The sequence below is a fragment of the Burkholderia sp. lig30 genome (assembly GCF_000687455.2).
In the GTDB taxonomy this organism is placed as follows: Bacteria; Pseudomonadota; Gammaproteobacteria; order Burkholderiales; family Burkholderiaceae; genus Burkholderia.
On sequence record NZ_JGVW01000108.1, the window covers coordinates 18,898 to 38,285 of the forward strand.

Genomic DNA, 19,388 nt, shown 5'->3' on the forward strand with positions numbered 1-19,388 from the left:
AAACGATCGACCGCACGGTCACGACGCACCTCGTGCAATGCTTGAAAACACATTAATCGTCACGACAATGACTGTTATCGTATATTTTTACGTACAACAATCATCAAAATGCTTTTTGATCTGGCGACCGCTCAGGAAGGAAGGACGCCGCATGAAGAAGCTCACTGTGGTCTACGCCGGCTGGGGCGAGCGGTTCCCGCTGGCGCAACTGCCCGACGACGGCCGCAACCTGCTGTTCCAGTACACGCCGGAGGCGCTAGGGCCCGAACTGTCGCCCGACCCCTGAAGCTGTCGCGGGACGCGTACGGCAATTTTCCCACTCACCAGCATCGCCTGCCGGGCCTCGTGAGCGACGCGCTGCCCGACGGCTGGGGCATGCTGCTGATGGATCGACTCTTCCGCAAGAACGGCATCGATAATCGCCACGGTCTCGCCTCTCGACCAGCTGGCCTTCATCGGAGAAGACGCGATGGGTGCGCTGGCGTTCGAGCCCCCACTGCGCAGCATCTGGAAAAGCGTGACATCGAACTGCTCGGGATTGCGAGAAGCGTGCGCAACGTCCTCTCGGGAAACGGCGAGGACATGCTTCGCGAGCTGGCGCTGATGGGTGGCTCCCCGCACGGCGCCCGCCCCAAGGTCCGCCTGAACCTCGATCCGGTCACGGACGCTGCGTCAACGGCGGAGGATGCGCCCGGCACGCCGTGGCTCGTCAAGTTTCCCGGACAGGGAGAGAATCCGGAGGTCTGCGCGATCGAATACCTCTACGCCGAGATGGCACGGCTGGCGGAAATCCCGATGCCGGCGACGCGCTTTTTCGCCCTTGCCGATGACCTGACCGCGTTCGGCATCGAGCGGTTCGATCGCGTGGACGGGATGCGTGTCCCCGTGCATACGGTTTCCGGACTGGCGCATGCGGATTTCCGGCACCCGACGCTAGACTACCTGTCCGTGCTCCGACTCACCCGCCTCCTGACGGCAGACGAGCGCGAGGTTCTCCAGATGTACCGGCGTTGCGTGTTCAATGTGGTGTTTCACAACCGGGACGATCACTCGAAGAACCTGTCGTTCCTGATGCAACGGAGCGGTTGGTGGTGCGTCACCCCCGGATACGACCTGACCTTCAACGAGGGTCCGGGCGGCTATCACCAGATGGATGTCTGTGGCGAGGCGATGCGGATCGAACGCTCGCACCTGCTCGATCTGGCGTCGAAGGCGGGACTCGGCAGGAAAGATGCCCTGGCGGTCATCGACCAGGTATGCGAGGCCGCGGGACATTTCCCGGCCGCGGCCGGCAACATGCCCATCCGGCCCTCGACCTGGGCGCATATTTCTGCGAAGGTCGCACGCTCGCGCCAGTGGGTCGGCACACGCACATAATCAAGCGCGCGGCCTTGCTTCGCGGAGGATCGACCAGCGGGGACAAACCCAATACCCGCGCAGACACGTAGCGTCTTACCTTCCCGCCCCCGTCGACAACACGTCTTTCATCGACCACGCACGCGCCCGGACGCGCGGCGTCGGCCGGCAGAACGGCCCGCCACCCGTTGCAGCGGCGGGCCTCGAGTGCGGTCCGCCCGCGACCGGATCGCGTTCGGTCGACTTCGACTCAACCGAACGCGCCCCGCGTCAGATCCCTGTCGAACTCCGCGGTCCACGCCGTGCCGTGGCCGGTGCGGTATCCCTTTTCCCGGTGTGTCGAGCAGCGGGTGACGGTCACGTAGCCATGCAGCGGGTAGACCTCGTCCACGGTCTCCGGCGTATCCGTCTCCTCGATCGTGAATTCCGACTCGGCGAAGTGATGGCGTTGCAGGACGGCGACGAAATTCGCCTTTTCGTCTGGAGCAATGATTGACATCTCGCGCCCCCTCTTGACTGAACGAGTGACGCTTTCAAGCTAGCACACCTGCGCCGACGCTGTGGCGCAACATCGCCGCCTATGGCAGACCCGCGAAATTTCGCCAATAATGGCCGAACATCCACTACGGGAGGATGGCGGCCATGGATTACCGTCCCGAAGCCATCCGCACGATCGCTCTGGTCGGGCACGCCGGTTGCGGAAAAACATCGCTCGCCGAGGCGCTGTTGCACCAGGGCGGCGCGGTTCACGCGCCGGGCAGCGTGAACCGCGGCACCGCGCTCTGCGATTTCGATCCGCTCGAACGCAAATACCACCACTCGCTCAGTTCCGCCGTCGCCCACGTCGACTACCGCGACACCCGCATCTATCTGCTCGATACGCCCGGCTACCCGGACTTCGCCGGGCTGTCGATCGGCGCGCTGCCCGCGGTCGAGACGGCCGCCGTCGTGATCGACGCGCGAACCGGCATCGAAATGACCACCCGCCGGATGATGACCTGCGCGCAGCAACGCAAGCTGTGCCGGATGATCGTCGTGAACGGCATCGACGGCGAAAAGGTCGACCTTCCGGCGCTGCTCGCGCAGATCCAGCAGATGTTCGGCAAGTCCTGCCTGCCGATCAACCTGCCCGCCCACGGTGGCCGCGACGTGGTGGACTGCTTTTTCAATCCTTCGGGCGAAGCCGACTTTCTTTCGGTGGAAGCCGCGCACAATGCGCTGATCGACCAGGTGATCGAACTGGATCCGGCGTTGATGGAGCTGTATCTGGAACAGGGTCAGGCGATCCGTCCGGAACAGCTTCACGAGCCGTTCGAGCGCGCGTTGCGCGAAGGCCATCTGGTGCCGGTCTGCTTTGCGTCGGCGGCCACCGGCGCCGGCATCCCCCAGTTGCTCGACGTGTTCGTGCGCCTGTTGCCCAACGTCACCGAAGGCAACCCGCCGCTCTTCTACCGCGAAACCGACGGACGGGTGGAGACCGTGCGTGCGGAGCCCGCCGCCGACAAGCACGTGCTCGCGCACGTATTCAAGATCGTGATGGACCCGTACATCGGCAAGATGGCGGTGTTTCGCATCCATCAAGGCACGGTCATGCGCGACAGCCAGCTCTATATCGGCGACGGGCGCCAGCCGTTCAAGGTCGCGCACCTGCTGATGCTGCAGGGCAAGGAACACGCCGAAATCCAGCGAGCCGGCCCCGGCAACATCTGCGCGGTGGCGAAGGCCGACGAGATCGACTTCGATGCCGTGCTGCACGATGCGCCCGAGGACGGCAACATCCACCTCACGCCGCTCGATTTCCCGACGCCGATCTATGGCCTCGCGATCGAACCGGCGCGCCGCGGCAACGAACAGCGCTTGTGGGAGGTGCTGCAAAAGCTCGCGGCGGAAGACCCCTGCCTGCTGATCGCGCACCCGTCCGGCACCAACGAGACCGTCGTGCGCGGCCTCGGCGAGCTGCACCTGCGCTACATGCTGGAGCGGCTGACCGACCAGTACAAGCTGGACGTGGTGACACGGCCGCCCACCATCGCGTGGCGGGAAACCATCGGCGGCAAGGCGGAGAGCCACTACCGCCACAAGAAGCAGACCGGCGGCGCCGGGCAGTTCGGCGAAGTCATGCTGCGCGTGGAGCCATTGCCGCGCGGCGCGGGCTTCGAATTCGTCGACGTCGTCAAGGGCGGCGCGATTCCGTCCCAATTCATGCCCGCAGTGGAGAAAGGCATCCTGCAGGTCATCGAGAGCGGGCCGCTGGCCGGCTTCCCGATGCAGGACGTGCGCGTCACGGTGTTCGACGGCAAGAGCCATCCGGTCGATTCAAAGGAAGTCGCGTTCGTCACCGCCGGGCGCAAGGCCTTTATCGACGCGGTGCTGAAAGCCCGGCCGATCGTGCTCGAACCCATCGTCGACATCGAGGTGATGACGCCGGAAGCGGCGATGGGCGACATCATCGGCGACCTGTCCGCACGCCGCGGCCAGGTGCATGGCACGCGCACGGCCGGCGGCAATGCGATGGTCATCACCGGCAAGGTGCCGCTTGCCGAGCTCAACGACTACCAGTCGCGCCTGAATGCGATCGCGGGCGGACACGGCAATTACAGCATCCAGCTGAGCCACTACGATCCGGTGCCGCCGGCCCAGCAGGAGCGGCTGGCGGCGCAGCACAGGAGCCGCGTGGGCAACGCCGAGTGAGACCGTCCGACGCGGATCGAAGAACCTCGGCGCGGAACATGCCGGCGCCGACGAACCCGATGGAGCACATGCGATGCGCTGCTGCGCGGCATCCATTCTGATCGTGTCGGCCTGCGCCGCCGGATTCGCGGCACGGACCGGCGCCGAGGAGCACACCATGAGCCTGACCCTGACGTCGCAATCCTTCCACGCGGGCGGCGAGATTCCCGCGCGCCACACCTGCAAGGGAGCGGACGTGTCGCCGCCGCTTGCGTGGTCCGGCGTACCCGCCAACGCGAAAAGCCTCGCGCTGATCGTCGACGATCCCGATGCGCCCGACCCGGCCGCGCCCCGGATGACGTGGGTCCACTGGGTGGTGTACAACATCCCGCCGACGGCGTCCGGCTTGCCGGAAGGCGTGGCCACGGGCGCGCTGCCGGCCGGCACGCTCGAAGGCACCAACGACTTCCAGCGCACCCGGTATGGCGGGCCATGCCCGCCGATCGGCCGTCACCGCTATTTCCACAAGCTGTACGCGCTCGACACGGTGTTGCCCGATCTTCACCACCCGACCAAGGCCGCGCTGGAGAAGGCGATGCAGGGCCATGTGCTGGCGCATGCCGATTTGCTCGGTACGTTCGCGCACTGACGGCACTGACGCGCGAAAATCATCCGTGGCGCGCGTTCTTCGCGACAGGCCGGGGACGAACGCCCCGCCGCCCGTCGGCGGGCGCGACGATCAAACGCAGATGCGGATCGGAATCCGCCGTCCGCCAGAGGGCGAAGCGTACCGCTCGAACCGGCCGGCCACCGGCGTGCGGCACTTCGGGCACGCGCCGTCGGCCGTCAGCCGGTAATGTTCGATCCGGTGCCAGTCGCGCACGATGAGCGCGGCGCCGCATCGCGAGCAGAAGGTGGTGCCGCCGTCGACGTCGCGGACGTTTCCCGTATAGACATATCGCAGCCCCTCCGACAGCGCGATCGCCCGGGCGCGCGTCAGCGTTGCGGGCGGAGTGGGCGCGACGTCGGTCATTCGGTAATCGGGGTGGAATGCCGTGAAGTGCAGCGGCACGTCCTCGCCGAGCGCTGTCGCGATCCACTGCGCTTCGGCGCGGATTTCCGCATCGCCGTCGTTCTTGCCTGGGATCAGCAGCGTCGTGATTTCCAGCCAGACGCCGGTTTCGTGCCGCAGATACTCGAGGGTCTCCAGAACCGGCGCCAGATGGCCGCCCGTGACCCTGACATAGAAATCGTCCGTAAAGGCCTTCAGGTCGACGTTGGCGGCATCCATCGTCGCGTAGAAGTCGCGGCGCGCCTGCGCGCCCATGTAACCGGCAGTCACGGCGACGGTCATGATCCCTCGCGCGTGGCAACTGTCCGCCACGTCCATCGCGTATTCGGCGAAGATCACGGGGTCGTTGTAGGTGAACGCGACACTCCTGCAGCCATAGGCCTGCGCGGCCTCGGCGATGGCGTCCGGAGTGGCGGCATCGGCGAGCGTATCCATGTCGCGCGACTTGCTGATGTCCCAGTTCTGGCAAAACTTGCAGGCCAGATTGCACCCCGCGGTGCCGAACGACAGCACGCTCGTGCCGGGGTAGAAATGATTGAGCGGCTTCTTTTCGATCGGATCGACGCAGAACCCCGACGAGCGGCCGTACGTGGTCAGGATCATGCGGTCATCGATCCGCCGGCGCACGAAACACGCGCCGCGCTGCCCTTCGTGCAGGCGGCAGTTGCGCGGGCACAGGTCGCACTCGATGCGTCCGTCTTCCAGAAAATGCCAGTAGCGGCCGGGGTAAGTCGAGTCCTTCATATCGGCAGGAGCTTCCATCAGCGAACCTCCGGATTCATTATCGACCCGATCGGCGCGTGCCGCGCTCCGTCACCATTTGAATGTTCCGGATTCGGCGGACGGCGGGAGCCGACGGCCATCGCGGCGCGCGTTCGGCGATCAGCCGCAGCAACGAAATCCGACGAACAGGTCGTTGCGGTGAGGCAGGTAGAAATTGCGGTAGCGGGGATGCCGGATGCGACTGCGCGTGACGAACGATCCGCCACGCACCGCGCGATGCGTGTGGAACCACGGCACCGAATACGCCTGGTACGGATCGGCCGAGAATCCGGGATACGGCACGAAAGGATCGGCCGTCCATTCCCACACCCCGCCGCCCCACTGGACCAGGTCGCGCGCCGCCGCGTACTCCCATTCCGCTTCAGTGGGCAGGCGCTTGCCGGCCCAGCGGCAATAGGCTTCCGCCTCGTAGGCATTGACATGGCACACCGGCCGGTCGAGCGGCAGCGGCACCCACTCGCCGAACCAGCGCCATTCCCAGTGCATCCCGGGGCCTTCCGCCACTCGCCAGCGCGCCGGACGGGTCAGGCCGCTCTGCCGCAGCCACGCGAGGCCGGCATCGGACCACCACTGCCGGTCGCGATAGCCGCCGTCCGCGACGAATTCCGCGAAAGCGGCATGGCTCACGCACTCGACATCGATCCGGAACGGCGAAACCCGGACCGGATGCGCCCACTTCTCGTTGTCGAAGACGAATCCGCCGCCGGCTGGCGATCCCATCAGGAACGCATCGCTCCCCCCCGTACCGATCCCGCATCAGGCCGCACCGCCGGCAGGCCGGCCGCGACCGGCAGCGAATAATCGAGGGTCTGGCGCATGTAGGTCAGCGCCTCCGCGTGCATGTCTTCGTGGAACAACGCGAGCCGGAAGAAATAGAGCGCGTCGTCGGTGTCGTCCGAGGCGTCGAGCGTGGCGAGCACGCGCTCCAGCACGGCGGCGGCATAGCCGCGCAGCGCGGCGAGCGGGGGCATCGCGAGATGCCAGCGATCCGGGTGAGCGACGCGCATCGAATCGAACAGGCGATCGGCGTCGGCCAGCATCGAAGGCAGCGTGGCGGTCAGGCGCCCGTCCTGGCCGGGACGCGGCGCCCTCAGCACCCAATGCTCCGTAAACCACGCGATATGGGCATACTCCCAGATGGGCGGGTTGATCCCCGGATCGTAGCGGACCTGCAATCGCGACGGCGACAGGTCGTCGAGGATCGCCCAGGTGCGCCGGTGCGAATCGGCCAATGCCGCGCGCAGCCCGGCCCGGCCGATCGTTCTTGCCGCCAACCCCTCAGACCCGTTCGCCATGCATCCTCCCGAGGCCACCGTCGCGATTATCAGCCCGGCGCTGCGTAAAGCCAATAACGGCAACTGGCAGACCGCCCATCGCTGGTCCCGCTTTCTGCAGAAGGATTACGACGTCACGCTGGCCGCCGAATGGACGGCCGACCACGAAGGCGGCGCCCTTCCGGCATGCCTGATCGCGCTGCACGCGCGGCGCTCCGCCTCGTCCATCGCCAGGTTCGCCGCTGCCTGCCCGGGACGCCCGCTGGTGGTGGTGCTCACCGGAACCGATCTGTACCGCGACATCCGTCACGACGCGTCCGCGCGGCACTCCCTCGCACTCGCGACCCACCTGGTGGTGCTGCAGGACGAAGGGCCGGCCGAGCTGCCCGCCGCGCTGCGCGGCAAGTGCCGGGTGATCTACCAGTCCGCTCCCGCATGCCGCGCGCCGGCAGCGCCACGGGACGCGTTCGACGTCGTGCTGGTCGGCCACATGCGCGCGGAGAAGGACCCGCTCACGCCGATGCGCGCCCTCGCGCTGCTTCCCGACGATTCGCGCGTGCGCCTGACCCACATCGGCAGCGCGCTCGACGATGCGTATCGGCAAGCGGCCCAGGCACTGCAGTCGCGAGCCTGGCCGGGCGTGCGGCGCTATGTGTGGCTGGAGAACCTGCCGCACGCCGACACGCGGCGGCGCATCGGACAGGCGCAGGCGATGGTCGTCTCCAGCGTGATGGAAGGCGGGGCCAACGTGATCATCGAGGCGGTCACGAGCGGCGTGCCCGTGCTGGCGAGCCGCATCCCCGGCAACGTCGGCATGCTGGGCCGCGACTACGACGGCTATTTCCCGCCCGGCGATGCCGCGCAGCTCGCGCTGCTGCTGGAACGCGCGAGCCGCGACGCCGCCTTCCTCGAGCGCCTGCGGCAGCAGTGCGCGCGCCGGGCGCCGCTGTTTTCGCCGGCACGGGAGCGCGCGGCGGTGATTGCCCTCGTTGCCGAAGCCCTGCAGGGGACTTAGACTCGCGAACGCAACGGGATACGGCGCGCAATGGCTTGTATCGAAATAGAACACGCTTCGCCCGGTAGAGGGGACGGCTCATGGTGACACTGCGTTCGTTGGGTGCGATGCTGGCGCTGCTGGCGCTCGTCGCGTGTGCCAGCCTTCCGCCGCTGGCCGACCGCGAAACGACGCATGCGATCGCCGACACCGACAATACGCGCCTGGCGATCGCATTCCGGCCACGGGCCGCCGCTCACCCGGGCCAGGACGCGTTCCACCTGCTGCGCGACCCGGTCGATGCGCTGGACGCGCGCGTGCTGCTCGCCGATCGCGCGGATCGTTCGCTCGACCTTCAGTACTACATCTGGCACGACGACCTGACCGGGCACGCGCTGGCCGACGCGGTCATTCGCGCGGCCGACCGGGGCGTGCGCGTACGCGCGCTGCTCGACGATCTCGGCACGAACGCGGACGACCGCAAGCTGCTCGAGATCAGCGCGCATCCGAACATCGAGATCCGGCTGTTCAACCCGGTCGCCGCCCGCACGTTCAAGAAGATCGGCGCCGCGCTCGAGTTCGCGCGCGTCAACCGGCGCATGCACAACAAGGCGATGATCGCGGACAACCAGGCCGCGATCATCGGCGGGCGCAACATCGGCGACGAGTATTTCGGCGCATCGTCGATGCTGGAGTTCGGCGATCTCGACGTCGTCGTGCACGGCCCCGTCGTGACCGACATCTCGACCGAATTCGATACGTTCTGGAATTCTCCGTATGCGTATCCGGTCAACACGCTCGTCGGCCACGACGCGCCACCGGGCGGGCTCGACGAGGAACGCGGGCGGTTGCGCGACTCCCTGCGGGCCATGGAGGACAACCCGTACGTGCTCCTCGCGAAGCAACGGCTCGACCAGATCGTCCATGGCCAGGGCACCGAACTGTCCTGGGGGCACGCGACCGTGCTGTATGACGATCCGTCGAAGATCGCGCATGCGCCGGACGACAGCGAAGGGCACCTGATGCCGCAACTGCGGGCGCTCGCGCTGCAGCCGCAGCACGAACTGCTGATCGTGTCGCCGTATTTCGTGCCGGGCGAGGACGGCGTCGAGCGGCTGCGCAAGCTGACGGCGCGCGGCGTACGCGTGACCGTGCTCACCAATTCGCTCGCATCGACCGACGTGGCGGCCGTGCACGCCGGTTACCGGCGCTATCGTCGCGATCTCGTCGAGGCGGGCGTGCGGCTGTACGAGCGGCGGCCGTCCGGGGACAAGAGCATCTCGAAGCAGGTCCTGTTCGGGTCGTCGCGCGCGTCGCTGCACGCAAAGACGTATGTGTTCGACCGCAAGAGCATCTTCATCGGTTCGATGAACCTCGATCCTCGCTCGCTGAAGCTCAATACGGAGATCGGCGTGTACTGCGAGAGTCCGGCGATCGCGGCCGACGTGGCGTCCGATCTGGACTCGCGGTTCGACCAGATTGCATGGCGCGTCGAGTTGCGGGCCGATCCGGCGGGGACGCGTCGTCTCAAGTGGATTCAGACCGCTGCGGACGGGACGACGACCGAGTTCGATGCAGAACCCGACGTGTCGGCGGCGCGCAGGATGGAAATCTGGTTTCTCGGTCTGTTGCCCATCGAGTCGCAGCTCTGAGCGTCATGCGCCTTCACGCCACGCGCAACCCGAGCGCATCGAGGTAAATGTCGAGCGAGCGGCGGACCGACTCGGCGACCAGCCGCGTAATGCCCGTGAAGTCGCCGCTCACGCATGCGTCGTCCAATGCGTCGAAGTACGCACGACGATCCTCGCTGCGGATCACTACCGGGGGATAGCCGGACTTCATCAGCTCGACGTTCAGCAACAGCCGGCCCGTCCTGCCGTTTCCGTCCACATACGGGTGGATCTTCACGAATCGCGTGTGAAGCTCGGCCGCGCGCATGACAGGATGCATCGCCGCCGCGTTCGCGTACCAGTCGACGAGCGCGGCCAGTTCGGCCGGCAGATCGAGGAAATCGGGCGGTGTCGTGGTCGCGCCCGCGATCGTCACATTCTCATGACGATAGCGGCAGGCCTCTTGGCCGGGGCCGCCCTTCAGCACGAGGTTGTGAAGGTTCCGGATCTGCCATACCGACAGCGGCTCGCGATTCGCGACGATTTCCTCGATGTAGGACAGCGCCTCGCGATGGTTCGTCGCCTCGCAGTGCGCCCGCAGCGGCTTTCCGCCCAGCGTGATGCCTTCGAGCACGAGTCTGGCCTCGCCGGGCGTCGGCGCGGCGCGCGCGATTGCATTCGCGTGATGCGTTGCGTCGCGAAGCAGCGTGTCGCGCAGCAAGGTCAGGCGCTGCGGCGTAAGCGGACGCGCCGCGTCCAGCTTCGCCTTGTCGGCATCGATTGCCACCAACCATTTCTGTACGGACAAGGACAAGGCCATCGCATCCCGCCACAGGACGATGCTCGCCGAATGTGGGCAAGCTCAATTCGCATCATGCGCCGGAAATGCCCGGATGAATTGCCGGAGCATGAATCGGAAAACCGTAAAGATCACACCTTCGGCTCGCCAGATTGATCCGGGGCAGCGGCGTGCGCGTCGCGACATGCAGTGCACGCCGGTCGAACGCCCTCGCAACCGAAGGGTCACGAATCAGGCATGACACAGCGCGGTATTTCGCGTAATGTCCCCAGGGTTCATCTGCATGACCTGCTCGACGGCGGCTTCGCCTGTCCGGAAGCCTCGTTGCGCGCAAGCGCCATCGAATCGCCGTCGTACCGACAACATCCATCGCCATGTCCTTTCCGCACTCCCCGAAGCGCCGCCGCCTGATCCAGGCCGCCCTCCTCTGCGTGAGCCTGCCGATCGCGGGCTGCTCGTCGCAGCCGGCCATCGGCGGCACGTTCCTGCAGCTCTGGCGCAGCCATCTCGACTGGTCGCACGAGCAATGGCGCAGCCGGCTCGCCGCCACACGCGAGTTCGGCTGCCAGGAGATTTTCGTGCAGTGGGTCGGCATCGACGGCGAGCCGGGCAACACCTGGAGCGCGCCCGACACGTTGATCCAGTTGCTGCTCGATCAATGCCAGCGCCTCGGCATCGGCGTGCATCTGGGCCTGCCTTACGACGAACGCTGGTGGCAGGCGATCGGCAGCCAGGACGGGCAGACGCTCGACGCTTTCCTGCAACGCACGCACGCGCGCGGCAGCGCGTACATGCGCGACGCCGCGTGGCCGCGGCACCCGGCATTTCGCGGCTGGTACGTGCCGTACGAGCTGGAGCAATACAACTGGGCCGCGCCGGCGCGTCTCGACCGGCTGGCCGGATGGCTGGCCGGCCTCTCGGATATTGCGGTCGCAACGAGCGGCCAGCCGCCCGCCATTTCCACCTATTTCAGCCAGTTGCCGACACCGGGCACGCTCGCCGGCATGTGGAGCACGCTGCTCGACCGAGTGAAGCTGTACCCGATGATCCAGGACGGCGTCGGCGTCGCGGGCATGCGCAACTATGCGTCGCTCGAGCCGCTGCACGACCTGTTCATCGCGCGCCGGGTGAAGTTCGACCTGATTCTGGAGTTGTTCGAGCAACTCCCGGCCGAGAAGGCGGACGGCTCCGACTTCCGCGCGCGCTCGGCCAGCTTCGGGCGGATCGAAGCGCAGTGGAAGATCGCGCGCGATTACGGCAGCCAGCGGCTCGTCGCGTTCGCGCTCGACCCGTGGGTGCTCGGCGATTCTCCCGAGGCCGCGATGCTGCGGCGCGAATGGGCATCGCACATCGGCTGACGTCACCGCCCGTCAGAATTGCTTGCCGATCATCTCGCGCAAAATTTCGCTGGTGCCGCCGAGAATGCGCAACGCGCGCGCATCGGCCCACGCGCGGCCGATCCCGTATTCGGCCATATACCCGTAGCCGCCGTGAAGCTGAAGCAGATCGTCCAGCACCCTGCCCTGCAGCTCGGTCGCGTTCAGCTTCGCCATCGCGGCGGTCACGCCATCGAGCGCGCCCGCCATGTGCTTCGCGAGGCAATCGTCGAGAAACACGCGCAGCATCGTGGTGCCGGCGAGCGCATCGGCGAGCGTGAAGCGCGTGTTCTGGTAATCGAGCACGCGCCGGCCGAATGCCTTGCGCTCGCGCACGTACGCCGTGCTCGCGTCGAGCATCCCCTCGATCGACGCCGCCGCGCGCAACGCGATCGCCAGCCGCTCCTGCGCGAGTTCGCGCATCACGTATTCGAACGCCGCGTTCTCGTCGCCCAGCCGGTGGCTCGCCGGCACGCGCACGGCATCGAAGAACAGCTCGCAGGTGTCCTGGCAATGCTGGCCGATCTTCGCGAGCGGCGGCCCCTTCGTGAAGCCCGCCATCCCCTCCTCCACGACGAACAGCGAAAGCCCGCGCGCCCCGAGATCCGGGTCAGTGCTCGCGAGGACGATCACCAGACCGGCATTCACGCCGTTCGTGATGAAGGTCTTTTGCCCGCTGATTTCGTAGACCTCGCCGCAACGGCGCGCGCGCGTGCGCACCGCCTTCAGGTCGCTGCCGGCGCCCGGCTCGGTCATCGCGATCGCGCCGATCGACTCGCCGGACGTCATCCGCGGCAGCCAGCGCGCGCGCTGCTCCGCGGTGCCGACGTGCGCCAGATACGGCGCGACCATGTCGGAGTGGATCGAAAAGCCGATGCCGAGGCAGTTGGCCCGCGCCAGCTCCTCGATCACGACGGCCGAGTGACCGAAATCGCCGCCCACGCCGTCGGGCGCGGGCACCATGCAGTTCAGCAGCCCGTTCTCCCCGGCCTTGCGCCACAGTGCGCGCGGCGTGATGCCGTCGCGCTCCCACTGTTCGTAATACGGAATAATTTCCTGCTGGACGAATCGCCGAACCTGGTCGCGAAACTGGTGATGGTCGTCGCGAAACACTGCGCGCGCACCGTCCTCTTGCCTGTTGCTCATCGTTGCTTGCCTCGGATTCGGCGCTCAGCGGCCGTATGGATCGGTTTCGCTCAATTGCCCGCGCAGCGTCGGGCGGCCGGGCGTGCCCGTCAGGAACAGGCTGTAGTGGTCGCCCGGCTGCATCGCCGGAAGCGTCAGCGGCGCGGATGCCGTCGCGCCGCACGAGGCAGCCAGCGTCGCGCTCACCGGATTGACGGCACGCGCCGCCGATGCACGCGCCGCCACCTTCTGGAACAGCGCCGGCCCGGACGGCGCGATCTCGACGCGGCCGGCCGCGCAGCCTTCGGCGAGATTGTAGAAACGCAACTCGGCCTTCAGCGCGTCCTGCGCACCGCCCGCGTCGTCGATCACCGCGAACCCCGCGCCGCCGCCGTCGCGTCGCGGCACGAGCGTGCTATAGGTGTCCGGCGCGACGCGCAGTGTGCCGGCCGGCTTGCCGTCGAGCCATACCGTGAAGGCGGCATTCCCCTTGACGATCGCGTACCGGCTCGCGACCGTGTCGCCGGCGAGGCGCTGCGTCGGGCCGTCGGCGATCTTCACTCGCAGCGGCGCGGCAAGCGGATTGACGAGGCGGACAAATGACGAGCCGGCAGGCGGGCGCGCGGCGTACAGTTGCGCGAATGCGCCTTCGGCATGGGCCGCGGTCGCGACGCTCATCGAGCAGATGCCGCCCAGCAGCGCGGCGAACAGCGTTCGGGTCGGTCGATTCATGATCAGGATTCCTGTTTTGTCGTCCGCGTGCGCGACGCGAGGTAAAAATGCTCCAGTTGCTTCCGGTCCGCCTTCTGCGTCTGCGTGAGCGGGAAGCCGTGATAAACGACGAGCTCGGACGGAATCATGTACGGCGGCAGGCGCCGGCCGAGCAGTTCGCGCCATTGCGCGAGCGCAGCCGGCGCCGGCAGCACGCCGGCCGGCCCCGGCACGTCGGGATCGACGAAGCCGACCGTGCGGACCAGCGTGCCGTCGGGCCGCTTCAGCGCGACCGCCGCGCCGGCGCGCACGCCGGGCAGCGTGGCGAGCGCCGCGTCGATCTCCGCCAGTTCGATCCGGTAGCCATGCAGCTTGATCTGGTCGTCGCGGCGGCCGCGGAACGTCACGAGGCCGTCCCCGTCGATCTCGCCGAGGTCGCCGGTGCGATAGCCGCGCTTGCCGTCGCGCGCGAACATGCGCGTCTCGTTCAAGTCGGGCCGGTTCAGATAGCCGCGCATCACGTGGTCGCCCGCGACGCAAATCTCGCCGTCGTCGACGAACACGTCCGCATAGGGCTTCGCGCGCCCGATCGGGAACGGCAACGGCGCGGCCGCCCGCAGCGCGGGCGTGATGTCGACCCAGGTGGTCGAGCACGTCGCTTCGGTCGGGCCGTACGAGTTGACGATCCGCGCGTCCGGAAAGCGGCTCCACAGCGCTTCGGCGACGCTCGGCGTCAGCGATTCGGCGCCGAACACGAACACCCGCAGATCGGGCAGATGCTGGCGGTCGAACGCCGGATCGAGCAATTGCTGGCGCACGAACGACGGCGTCGACGCCCAGACATTGACGCGCGCATCGGCGAGAAACGCGAGAAAGCGCGCGCGGTCGTCGACCACGTCGCGCGGGCACAGCGCACAGGTGCCGCCGGTCGCGAGCGCGCCGGCCCAGTTGAACAGCGAAAAATCGAAGCTGAACAGCATCTGGTCCATGAAAACCGGCGATGCGCCGAGCGCGAGGCAGTCGCGAATCCACGCGGCGAACGGGCCGACGCTTTCGCGGCCGATCTGCACGCCCTTCGGATCGCCGGTGCTGCCCGACGTGAACATTACGTACGCCAGCGCCTTTTCCGCCAGCGCGGCGGCGTCGAAGCCGGTCGCGACGAACGTGCGCGTCTGCGCGTCGTAGCGCTGCGCGGCGTGGACGAGCTCGGCAATGCGCGCGGCGCGTTCGGGCGGATTGATCACGTCGACCGGGACGAACGGAATGCCGAGCCGCAGGCAGCCGAGGATCGCGACAAGAAACGCGGCTTCCTTGTGGCCGGTAATGACGAGCGGCACGTCCGGCGCGAGACCGGCGGCCTCGGCCGCCCGCGTCCAGCCGGCGACGGCATCGGCGAGCGCGCCCCAGCTCAGGGTGTGTCCGGCGTCGATGACGGCCGCCTGCTCGCGTGCCTGATCTGTTTCGACGAAGTCGAAACGCTCAAAATCGAAACGCATGCTTGTCTCCTGGCAACGGCGGCATCGCGTCGGATGCCGCGCGGCGGTCGGTCATCAACGCGCCGCGTGCGACGCGACGTATGCGGCGAGCGCGTGCACCGATTCCAGGTGCACGTCGATTTCCGACGGCGGGATCTTCACGCCGAACACGCGTTCGACGGACAACGCAACGTCGACCGCGGACAGCGAATCGATCAGCCCCGAGTCGATCAGCAGCGTGTCCGGCTCGACGGCCGCGAGGATGATCTCTTCAATAAGCTTCGACACCTTGGTTTCGATATCGGTGAGGGACATGCAAGGGCTCCGGTTCGGAAATGAATGACGTCAGAATTGGAAATACAGGAAGCGCGTTTCCTTGTGCAGATTCACAAGGCAGACGCCGAGCAGCATCAGCGCAAGCGCCAGCCATGACGTGTTCGGCCGCCAGCGCAGCCATGCGCGCGCGGCCTCCTGCGCCTTGAACAGCGCGGGAGAATAACGGCCGAGGATCTGGTGCGCGTTCGGCGCGCACCACGCGATCGCGAGCAGCACGACGACGTAGACGAGCTGCAGGTGACGGCCGGCCAGCAGACGCCACGCGTCGCCGGGCGCCATCTGGAACGCCTGCACGGCCGGGGCGGCGGTCTCGACGCCGCGCAGCCCGAGCATGCCCCGCAGCAGCAGCCACGCATCGCCGACGCCGTGCGCGCGGAAGAACGCCTGCGCGACGAGCACCGCGACGAACGTCGTCAGCAAGCCGGCCACGTGCCGCGCGGCAGCCACCGCGCGCGGGCCGGCCGGCTTGCGGCGGGCAACGAAGATCCGCCACGCGTGGTTGATCGACAGATACGCAGCGTGCAGCAGGCCGAACACCAGATACTGGATGCCCGCGCCATGCCACATGCCGGCGAGGCTCATCGTGAACACGGTCGGCACGACGATCGTCGCCGCGAAGCCGCCCGGCGAGCGCGCGGCAGCCGAGCCGACCGTCAGGCCGCGCGCCTCGCGCGCGCGAGATCGCCATCGCGACCGGGTAATACAGGTAGGCAGTCAGATAGCGCGTCAGCGTGATGTGCCAACGCGCCCAGAAATCGATGATGCTGGTGGCCTTGTACGGCGAACTGAAATTCAGCGGGAAGCGAATGCCGAACATCTTCGCGAGGCCGAGCGCCATGTCGGAATACCCGGAGAAGTCGAAATAGAGCTGCAGCGCATAGGCGATGCTCGTGCCCCACGCCGCCCAGAACTGCAGGCTGCCCGGCGCGGCGAAGCCCGCGTCCGCGTAGGGCGCGACGGCATCCGCGAGCAGCACTTTCTTCGCGAGGCCGATCGCGAACAGCGCACCGCCCACCGACAGGTTTTCCGCGCGGAAGCGGTAGCGTTCCGGGTCGGCGAACTGCGGCATCATTTCCTTGTGATGCAGGATCGGCCCGGCGATCAGGTGCGGGAAGAACGTCACGAACAGCACGTAGCTCAGCAGGCTGCGCTCGCTGACGATGCCCGCGCGGCAATCGAGCAGATAGCCGATCTGCGTGAACGTGAAGAACGAGATGCCGAGCGGCAGGATGAGCGCATCCATCGTGCCGTGCGCGATGCCGAGGCCGGACAGGAAGTTGAACAGCGTCGCGAAATACTTGTAATGGATCAGCACCGCGAGATCCGCGGCGACGCCCGCGCCGGCGATCGCGCCCTGCAGGCGCGGCCGGCCGGCGGTGCGCAGCACGCACTGGCTGATCGCGTAGTTGAACGCGATCGACGCGGCCAGCAGCGCGACGAACTGCGGGTTCCACCAGCCATAGAACACGAATGACGCGACGCACAGCCACGCCGCCGCGACGCGCACGCTGATCGCGCCCGCCACGTAGTGGCCGACGAGCACGACCGGCAGGTACAGAAACAGAAACAGGTAGGAGTTGAACAGCATCGCAGGATCGGTATCAGGCCGGATGGGCGTCGTCGGATAAATGCGCGAGCGCGGCTTTCTCGTCGTCGGTGAGCGGCAGCGACAGCGCGTACTCCGAGAATTCCCAGATCACGAGCCTGAGCGCCGGCGGCCACGACGCGCGTTGCCTGAGCGCCGACAGCAGCGCGCCGGCGAACTGCCCGCCGTCGACGCTGACGTTCCAGACTTCGCGCCCGAGCCCGTCGCCGAGCCACGGCGCGAAATTGCTGCGCCGGCCGTTCGAGCTGCCCGCGAGCATCACGTCGGCGGGCGGCGCGTCGTCGAGCAGGCCGCCCGCGCGCAGCGGCGCGACGGTCTGCGGCGCGACGCGATCGAGCGCGGGGCGCCAGCCGTCGGGCGCATGCGTCAGCCCGGACAGCTGGATCAGATCCCCCATGCGCGGCGCCGGCGCGCCCGGCCGGCCGATCGAAAACGCCTGCGCGCCGCGCGCGCCGTCGAGCAGCGGCAGCGCCGCGCGCGCGACCGCGTCGGCCGCGATGCGCGCGCCGGCGGGCGTCATGTGCACGTCGGTGCGGAAGAACATCGGATCGGCACGGCCCGCCAGCGCGTCGCGCAAATCGACGAACGGCACGCCGTCGCCGCGCAGCGCGTCGCGCCACGCGTCGAGCCGGCCGCGCATCGGCACCGATGCCGCGAGCCCGCACAGGTGCCGCGCCTCGATGCGCGACTTGTCCGGGACCACGACCACCAGCAGCCGGATATGTTGCGCGCGCAACTGCTGGTTCCAATGCCGCATCAGCCGCAGGCGCGCGTCGAGCACGCCGGCGGCGACGCCCGGCTGCGGCCGCAGCCCGTCGCGATAGAACATCCATTGCGGGCAGCCGAGCGCCGCCTGATCGCCCAGATCGCCGAGCAGCCGGTAGCGCGCCGCCGCGCCGGCGGTTTCCAGCCCGGCCTGCGCCGGCAGGCGCAGCGACCGGTTCAGCGCGGCGCCCGCAGTCCCGTCGAGCCATGCGGCCGGCCGCGCGATATCCTGCCGGACGTCCGCATGGCCGAGCGACCACATCCCCCAGCCGAAGCCCGCCGCCAGCAATGTGGCCCAGACGGCGGCCGCCCCCCGATGCTCGCGCGACGCGCGTTCGTCAGTCTTCGCCACGCCGTCAGTTCCTCAACGCGGTCTTCAGGCGCGACAGCCACGCGTCCGCCGACATCACGGATGCGTTGTCCCACAGGCCCGCCGCATCCGGCCCCTGCGCGTAGGTCGGCTCGAACATCTGCCACACCAGCACCTGCGGCGGTTGCGCGCTGAACGCCGGCGACTGTGCGTATTCGAGCAGCATGATCCACTGGCCGACGTTGCCCGGTTTCCAGTTCACCGAGACCGGCCGGTCGATCAGGTTCGACAGCTTCTGCGGAAAGCCGAAGTACGGCTGCACCATGCTGTGGCCGGTCACGTGAACCGGCGCCGGCGCGTCGTCGACGAGGCTCTGCCCCGGCGCCTGGCGGCGCACCGAATACACCTCGCGGCCGACCTGCCGCTTCTCGTCGGCGGTCAGGAACAGCTCGGCCAGGTCGCCGTAGCGGCGCTCGTTGAAGATCGAGCCGAGCGCCATGCCGCTGCCCGGCTGGCCGGCAAGCCGCGGCGCGTCGCGCGCGACCATCTGCGCGGTCGCCTCGGCGGTGGCGTCGGCGGCGGGCTGCGTCCAGTGCTGGTCGGTGCGGTAAAAGACCTCCTGGCCGCCGTCCTTCACACGGCGCAGCACGGCTTCGTCGTCGACCGTCGAGATGCCGGCCTGTTTCAGCTTGTCGATAATCAGCGCGTAGCGACGCTGAACCTCCGCGCTCATCGCGCGCCCGTCCGGCAGCTTGTCCTGATAGAAGCGCGCCTTGTCCGGCAGCAGCAGCACTTCGAGCCTGACGCCGCGCGCGGCCAGCAGGTCGCGCGCCTGCGCGATCAGGCGGGTCGTGTTGTCGATGCCGCGAACGTCGACCGTCGTCAGGCTGCCCCACCCCGGAAACAGCCAGCCGTCCTTACCCTTGATGATGATCGACGACGCGTCCTGCGCGTGCGCGGGCGCCGCGCACAGCGCGCCGAGCGCCCCGGCGCACGCCGCCAGGCGGCGCGCGGCATCGCGCGCCGTGCCGGCCGCCGGACGGCGGTGCCGCGAAAAGAATCCACCCAACATCTGTCGCTGCTCCTTGTATGGGCCGGTGGCGCGCGCGGGCGACGCCGGCCGGCC

19 protein-coding genes and 1 pseudogene are annotated in these 19,388 nt (G+C 67.9%); 7 read left to right on the forward strand and 13 right to left on the reverse strand.

Annotation, left to right across the window (positions count from 1 at the left end; translation table 11 throughout):
- The first annotated feature begins 151 nt into the window (after nt 1–151).
- Entirely contained in the window at nt 152–286 is a 135-nt protein-coding gene (locus tag LIG30_RS27475) for a hypothetical protein (protein WP_268760722.1), read from the forward strand.
- A gap of 59 nt (nt 287–345) precedes the next feature.
- On the forward strand, nt 346–1,377 hold the full coding sequence (locus LIG30_RS21370) for a type II toxin-antitoxin system HipA family toxin (protein ID WP_051995115.1): 1,032 nt from the start codon (nt 346–348) through the stop codon (nt 1,375–1,377).
- Between the two features lie 229 nt (nt 1,378–1,606).
- Here LIG30_RS21370 and LIG30_RS21375 read toward each other — a convergent pair whose 3' ends face one another.
- Nucleotides 1,607–1,855 (reverse strand): hypothetical protein, encoded by a 249-nt coding sequence (locus tag LIG30_RS21375; RefSeq protein WP_038715238.1) that lies wholly within the window; start codon nt 1,853–1,855, stop codon nt 1,607–1,609.
- 143 nt (nt 1,856–1,998) lie between these two features.
- Here LIG30_RS21375 and fusA point away from each other — a divergent pair, with 143 nt between their 5' ends.
- Nucleotides 1,999–4,047: an elongation factor G gene (fusA, locus tag LIG30_RS21380; protein WP_038715239.1), complete on the forward strand. Its 2,049-nt coding sequence runs from the start codon at nt 1,999–2,001 to the stop codon at nt 4,045–4,047.
- Between the two features lie 157 nt (nt 4,048–4,204).
- Nucleotides 4,205–4,675 carry a YbhB/YbcL family Raf kinase inhibitor-like protein gene (locus LIG30_RS21385; protein ID WP_038715272.1) on the forward strand — a complete coding sequence of 157 codons (471 nt, stop codon included), beginning with the start codon at nt 4,205–4,207 and terminating at the stop codon, nt 4,673–4,675.
- A gap of 90 nt (nt 4,676–4,765) precedes the next feature.
- Here the strand turns inward: LIG30_RS21385 and amrS are convergent, their stop codons facing one another.
- The 3 genes from amrS to LIG30_RS27345 form a co-directional block, all read right to left on the reverse strand.
- Nucleotides 4,766–5,860, reverse strand: coding sequence for an AmmeMemoRadiSam system radical SAM enzyme (gene amrS / locus LIG30_RS21390; protein ID WP_235510350.1), 1,095 nt, complete (start codon nt 5,858–5,860; stop codon nt 4,766–4,768).
- Between the two features lie 120 nt (nt 5,861–5,980).
- Entirely contained in the window at nt 5,981–6,601 is a 621-nt protein-coding gene (locus tag LIG30_RS27340) for an SUMF1/EgtB/PvdO family nonheme iron enzyme (protein ID WP_235510351.1), read from the reverse strand.
- Nucleotides 6,601–7,113, reverse strand: a complete 513-nt coding sequence (locus LIG30_RS27345; RefSeq protein ID WP_235510352.1) for a DinB family protein — start codon at nt 7,111–7,113, stop codon at nt 6,601–6,603. The genes LIG30_RS27340 and LIG30_RS27345 overlap by 1 nt, the downstream gene beginning before the upstream one ends.
- A gap of 61 nt (nt 7,114–7,174) precedes the next feature.
- Here LIG30_RS27345 and senB point away from each other — a divergent pair, with 61 nt between their 5' ends.
- Nucleotides 7,175–8,170, forward strand: coding sequence for a selenoneine biosynthesis selenosugar synthase SenB (gene senB, locus LIG30_RS21400; RefSeq protein ID WP_038715243.1), 996 nt, complete (start codon nt 7,175–7,177; stop codon nt 8,168–8,170).
- An 80-nt stretch (nt 8,171–8,250) separates the two neighbouring features.
- A complete protein-coding gene (locus LIG30_RS21405; RefSeq protein WP_038715245.1) occupies nt 8,251–9,801 on the forward strand; it encodes a phospholipase D family protein in 1,551 nt (516 codons plus the stop codon).
- Between the two features lie 13 nt (nt 9,802–9,814).
- On the opposite strand, the gene LIG30_RS21410 is transcribed toward LIG30_RS21405, so the two are convergent.
- Nucleotides 9,815–10,546 carry a Fic family protein gene (locus LIG30_RS21410; RefSeq protein ID WP_442856877.1) on the reverse strand — a complete coding sequence of 244 codons (732 nt, stop codon included), beginning with the start codon at nt 10,544–10,546 and terminating at the stop codon, nt 9,815–9,817.
- Nucleotides 10,547–10,932: 386 nt separating this feature from the next.
- Here LIG30_RS21410 and LIG30_RS21415 point away from each other — a divergent pair, with 386 nt between their 5' ends.
- Entirely contained in the window at nt 10,933–11,916 is a 984-nt protein-coding gene (locus tag LIG30_RS21415) for a DUF4434 domain-containing protein (protein ID WP_083494122.1), read from the forward strand.
- Between the two features lie 12 nt (nt 11,917–11,928).
- Here the strand turns inward: LIG30_RS21415 and LIG30_RS21420 are convergent, their stop codons facing one another.
- From LIG30_RS21420 to LIG30_RS21450, 8 genes and pseudogenes are all read right to left on the reverse strand, one after another.
- Nucleotides 11,929–13,080, reverse strand: a complete 1,152-nt coding sequence (locus LIG30_RS21420) for an acyl-CoA dehydrogenase family protein (RefSeq protein WP_038715249.1) — start codon at nt 13,078–13,080, stop codon at nt 11,929–11,931.
- Nucleotides 13,081–13,104: 24 nt separating this feature from the next.
- Complete coding sequence (locus tag LIG30_RS21425) at nt 13,105–13,791, reverse strand: alginate O-acetyltransferase AlgF (protein WP_038715252.1); 687 nt, start codon at nt 13,789–13,791, stop codon at nt 13,105–13,107.
- Between the two features lie 2 nt (nt 13,792–13,793).
- Complete coding sequence (locus LIG30_RS21430; RefSeq protein ID WP_038715254.1) at nt 13,794–15,266, reverse strand: AMP-binding protein; 1,473 nt, start codon at nt 15,264–15,266, stop codon at nt 13,794–13,796.
- Nucleotides 15,267–15,320: 54 nt separating this feature from the next.
- Nucleotides 15,321–15,560 carry an acyl carrier protein gene (locus LIG30_RS21435; protein WP_038715255.1) on the reverse strand — a complete coding sequence of 80 codons (240 nt, stop codon included), beginning with the start codon at nt 15,558–15,560 and terminating at the stop codon, nt 15,321–15,323.
- Between the two features lie 30 nt (nt 15,561–15,590).
- The gene (locus LIG30_RS27350; protein WP_235510354.1) at nt 15,591–16,181 is read right to left on the reverse strand and encodes a hypothetical protein; all 591 of its coding nucleotides are present in this window, start codon (nt 16,179–16,181) and stop codon (nt 15,591–15,593) included.
- A gap of 148 nt (nt 16,182–16,329) precedes the next feature.
- Nucleotides 16,330–17,169 (reverse strand): annotated as a pseudogene (locus tag LIG30_RS27555) (MBOAT family O-acyltransferase); the annotation flags it as partial.
- A 13-nt stretch (nt 17,170–17,182) separates the two neighbouring features.
- Nucleotides 17,183–18,304, reverse strand: a complete 1,122-nt coding sequence (locus LIG30_RS21445) for an alginate O-acetyltransferase AlgX-related protein (protein WP_038715258.1) — start codon at nt 18,302–18,304, stop codon at nt 17,183–17,185.
- A gap of 4 nt (nt 18,305–18,308) precedes the next feature.
- Complete coding sequence (locus tag LIG30_RS21450) at nt 18,309–19,334, reverse strand: alginate O-acetyltransferase AlgX-related protein (RefSeq protein ID WP_051995117.1); 1,026 nt, start codon at nt 19,332–19,334, stop codon at nt 18,309–18,311.
- Between the last annotated feature and the right edge of the window lie 54 nt (nt 19,335–19,388).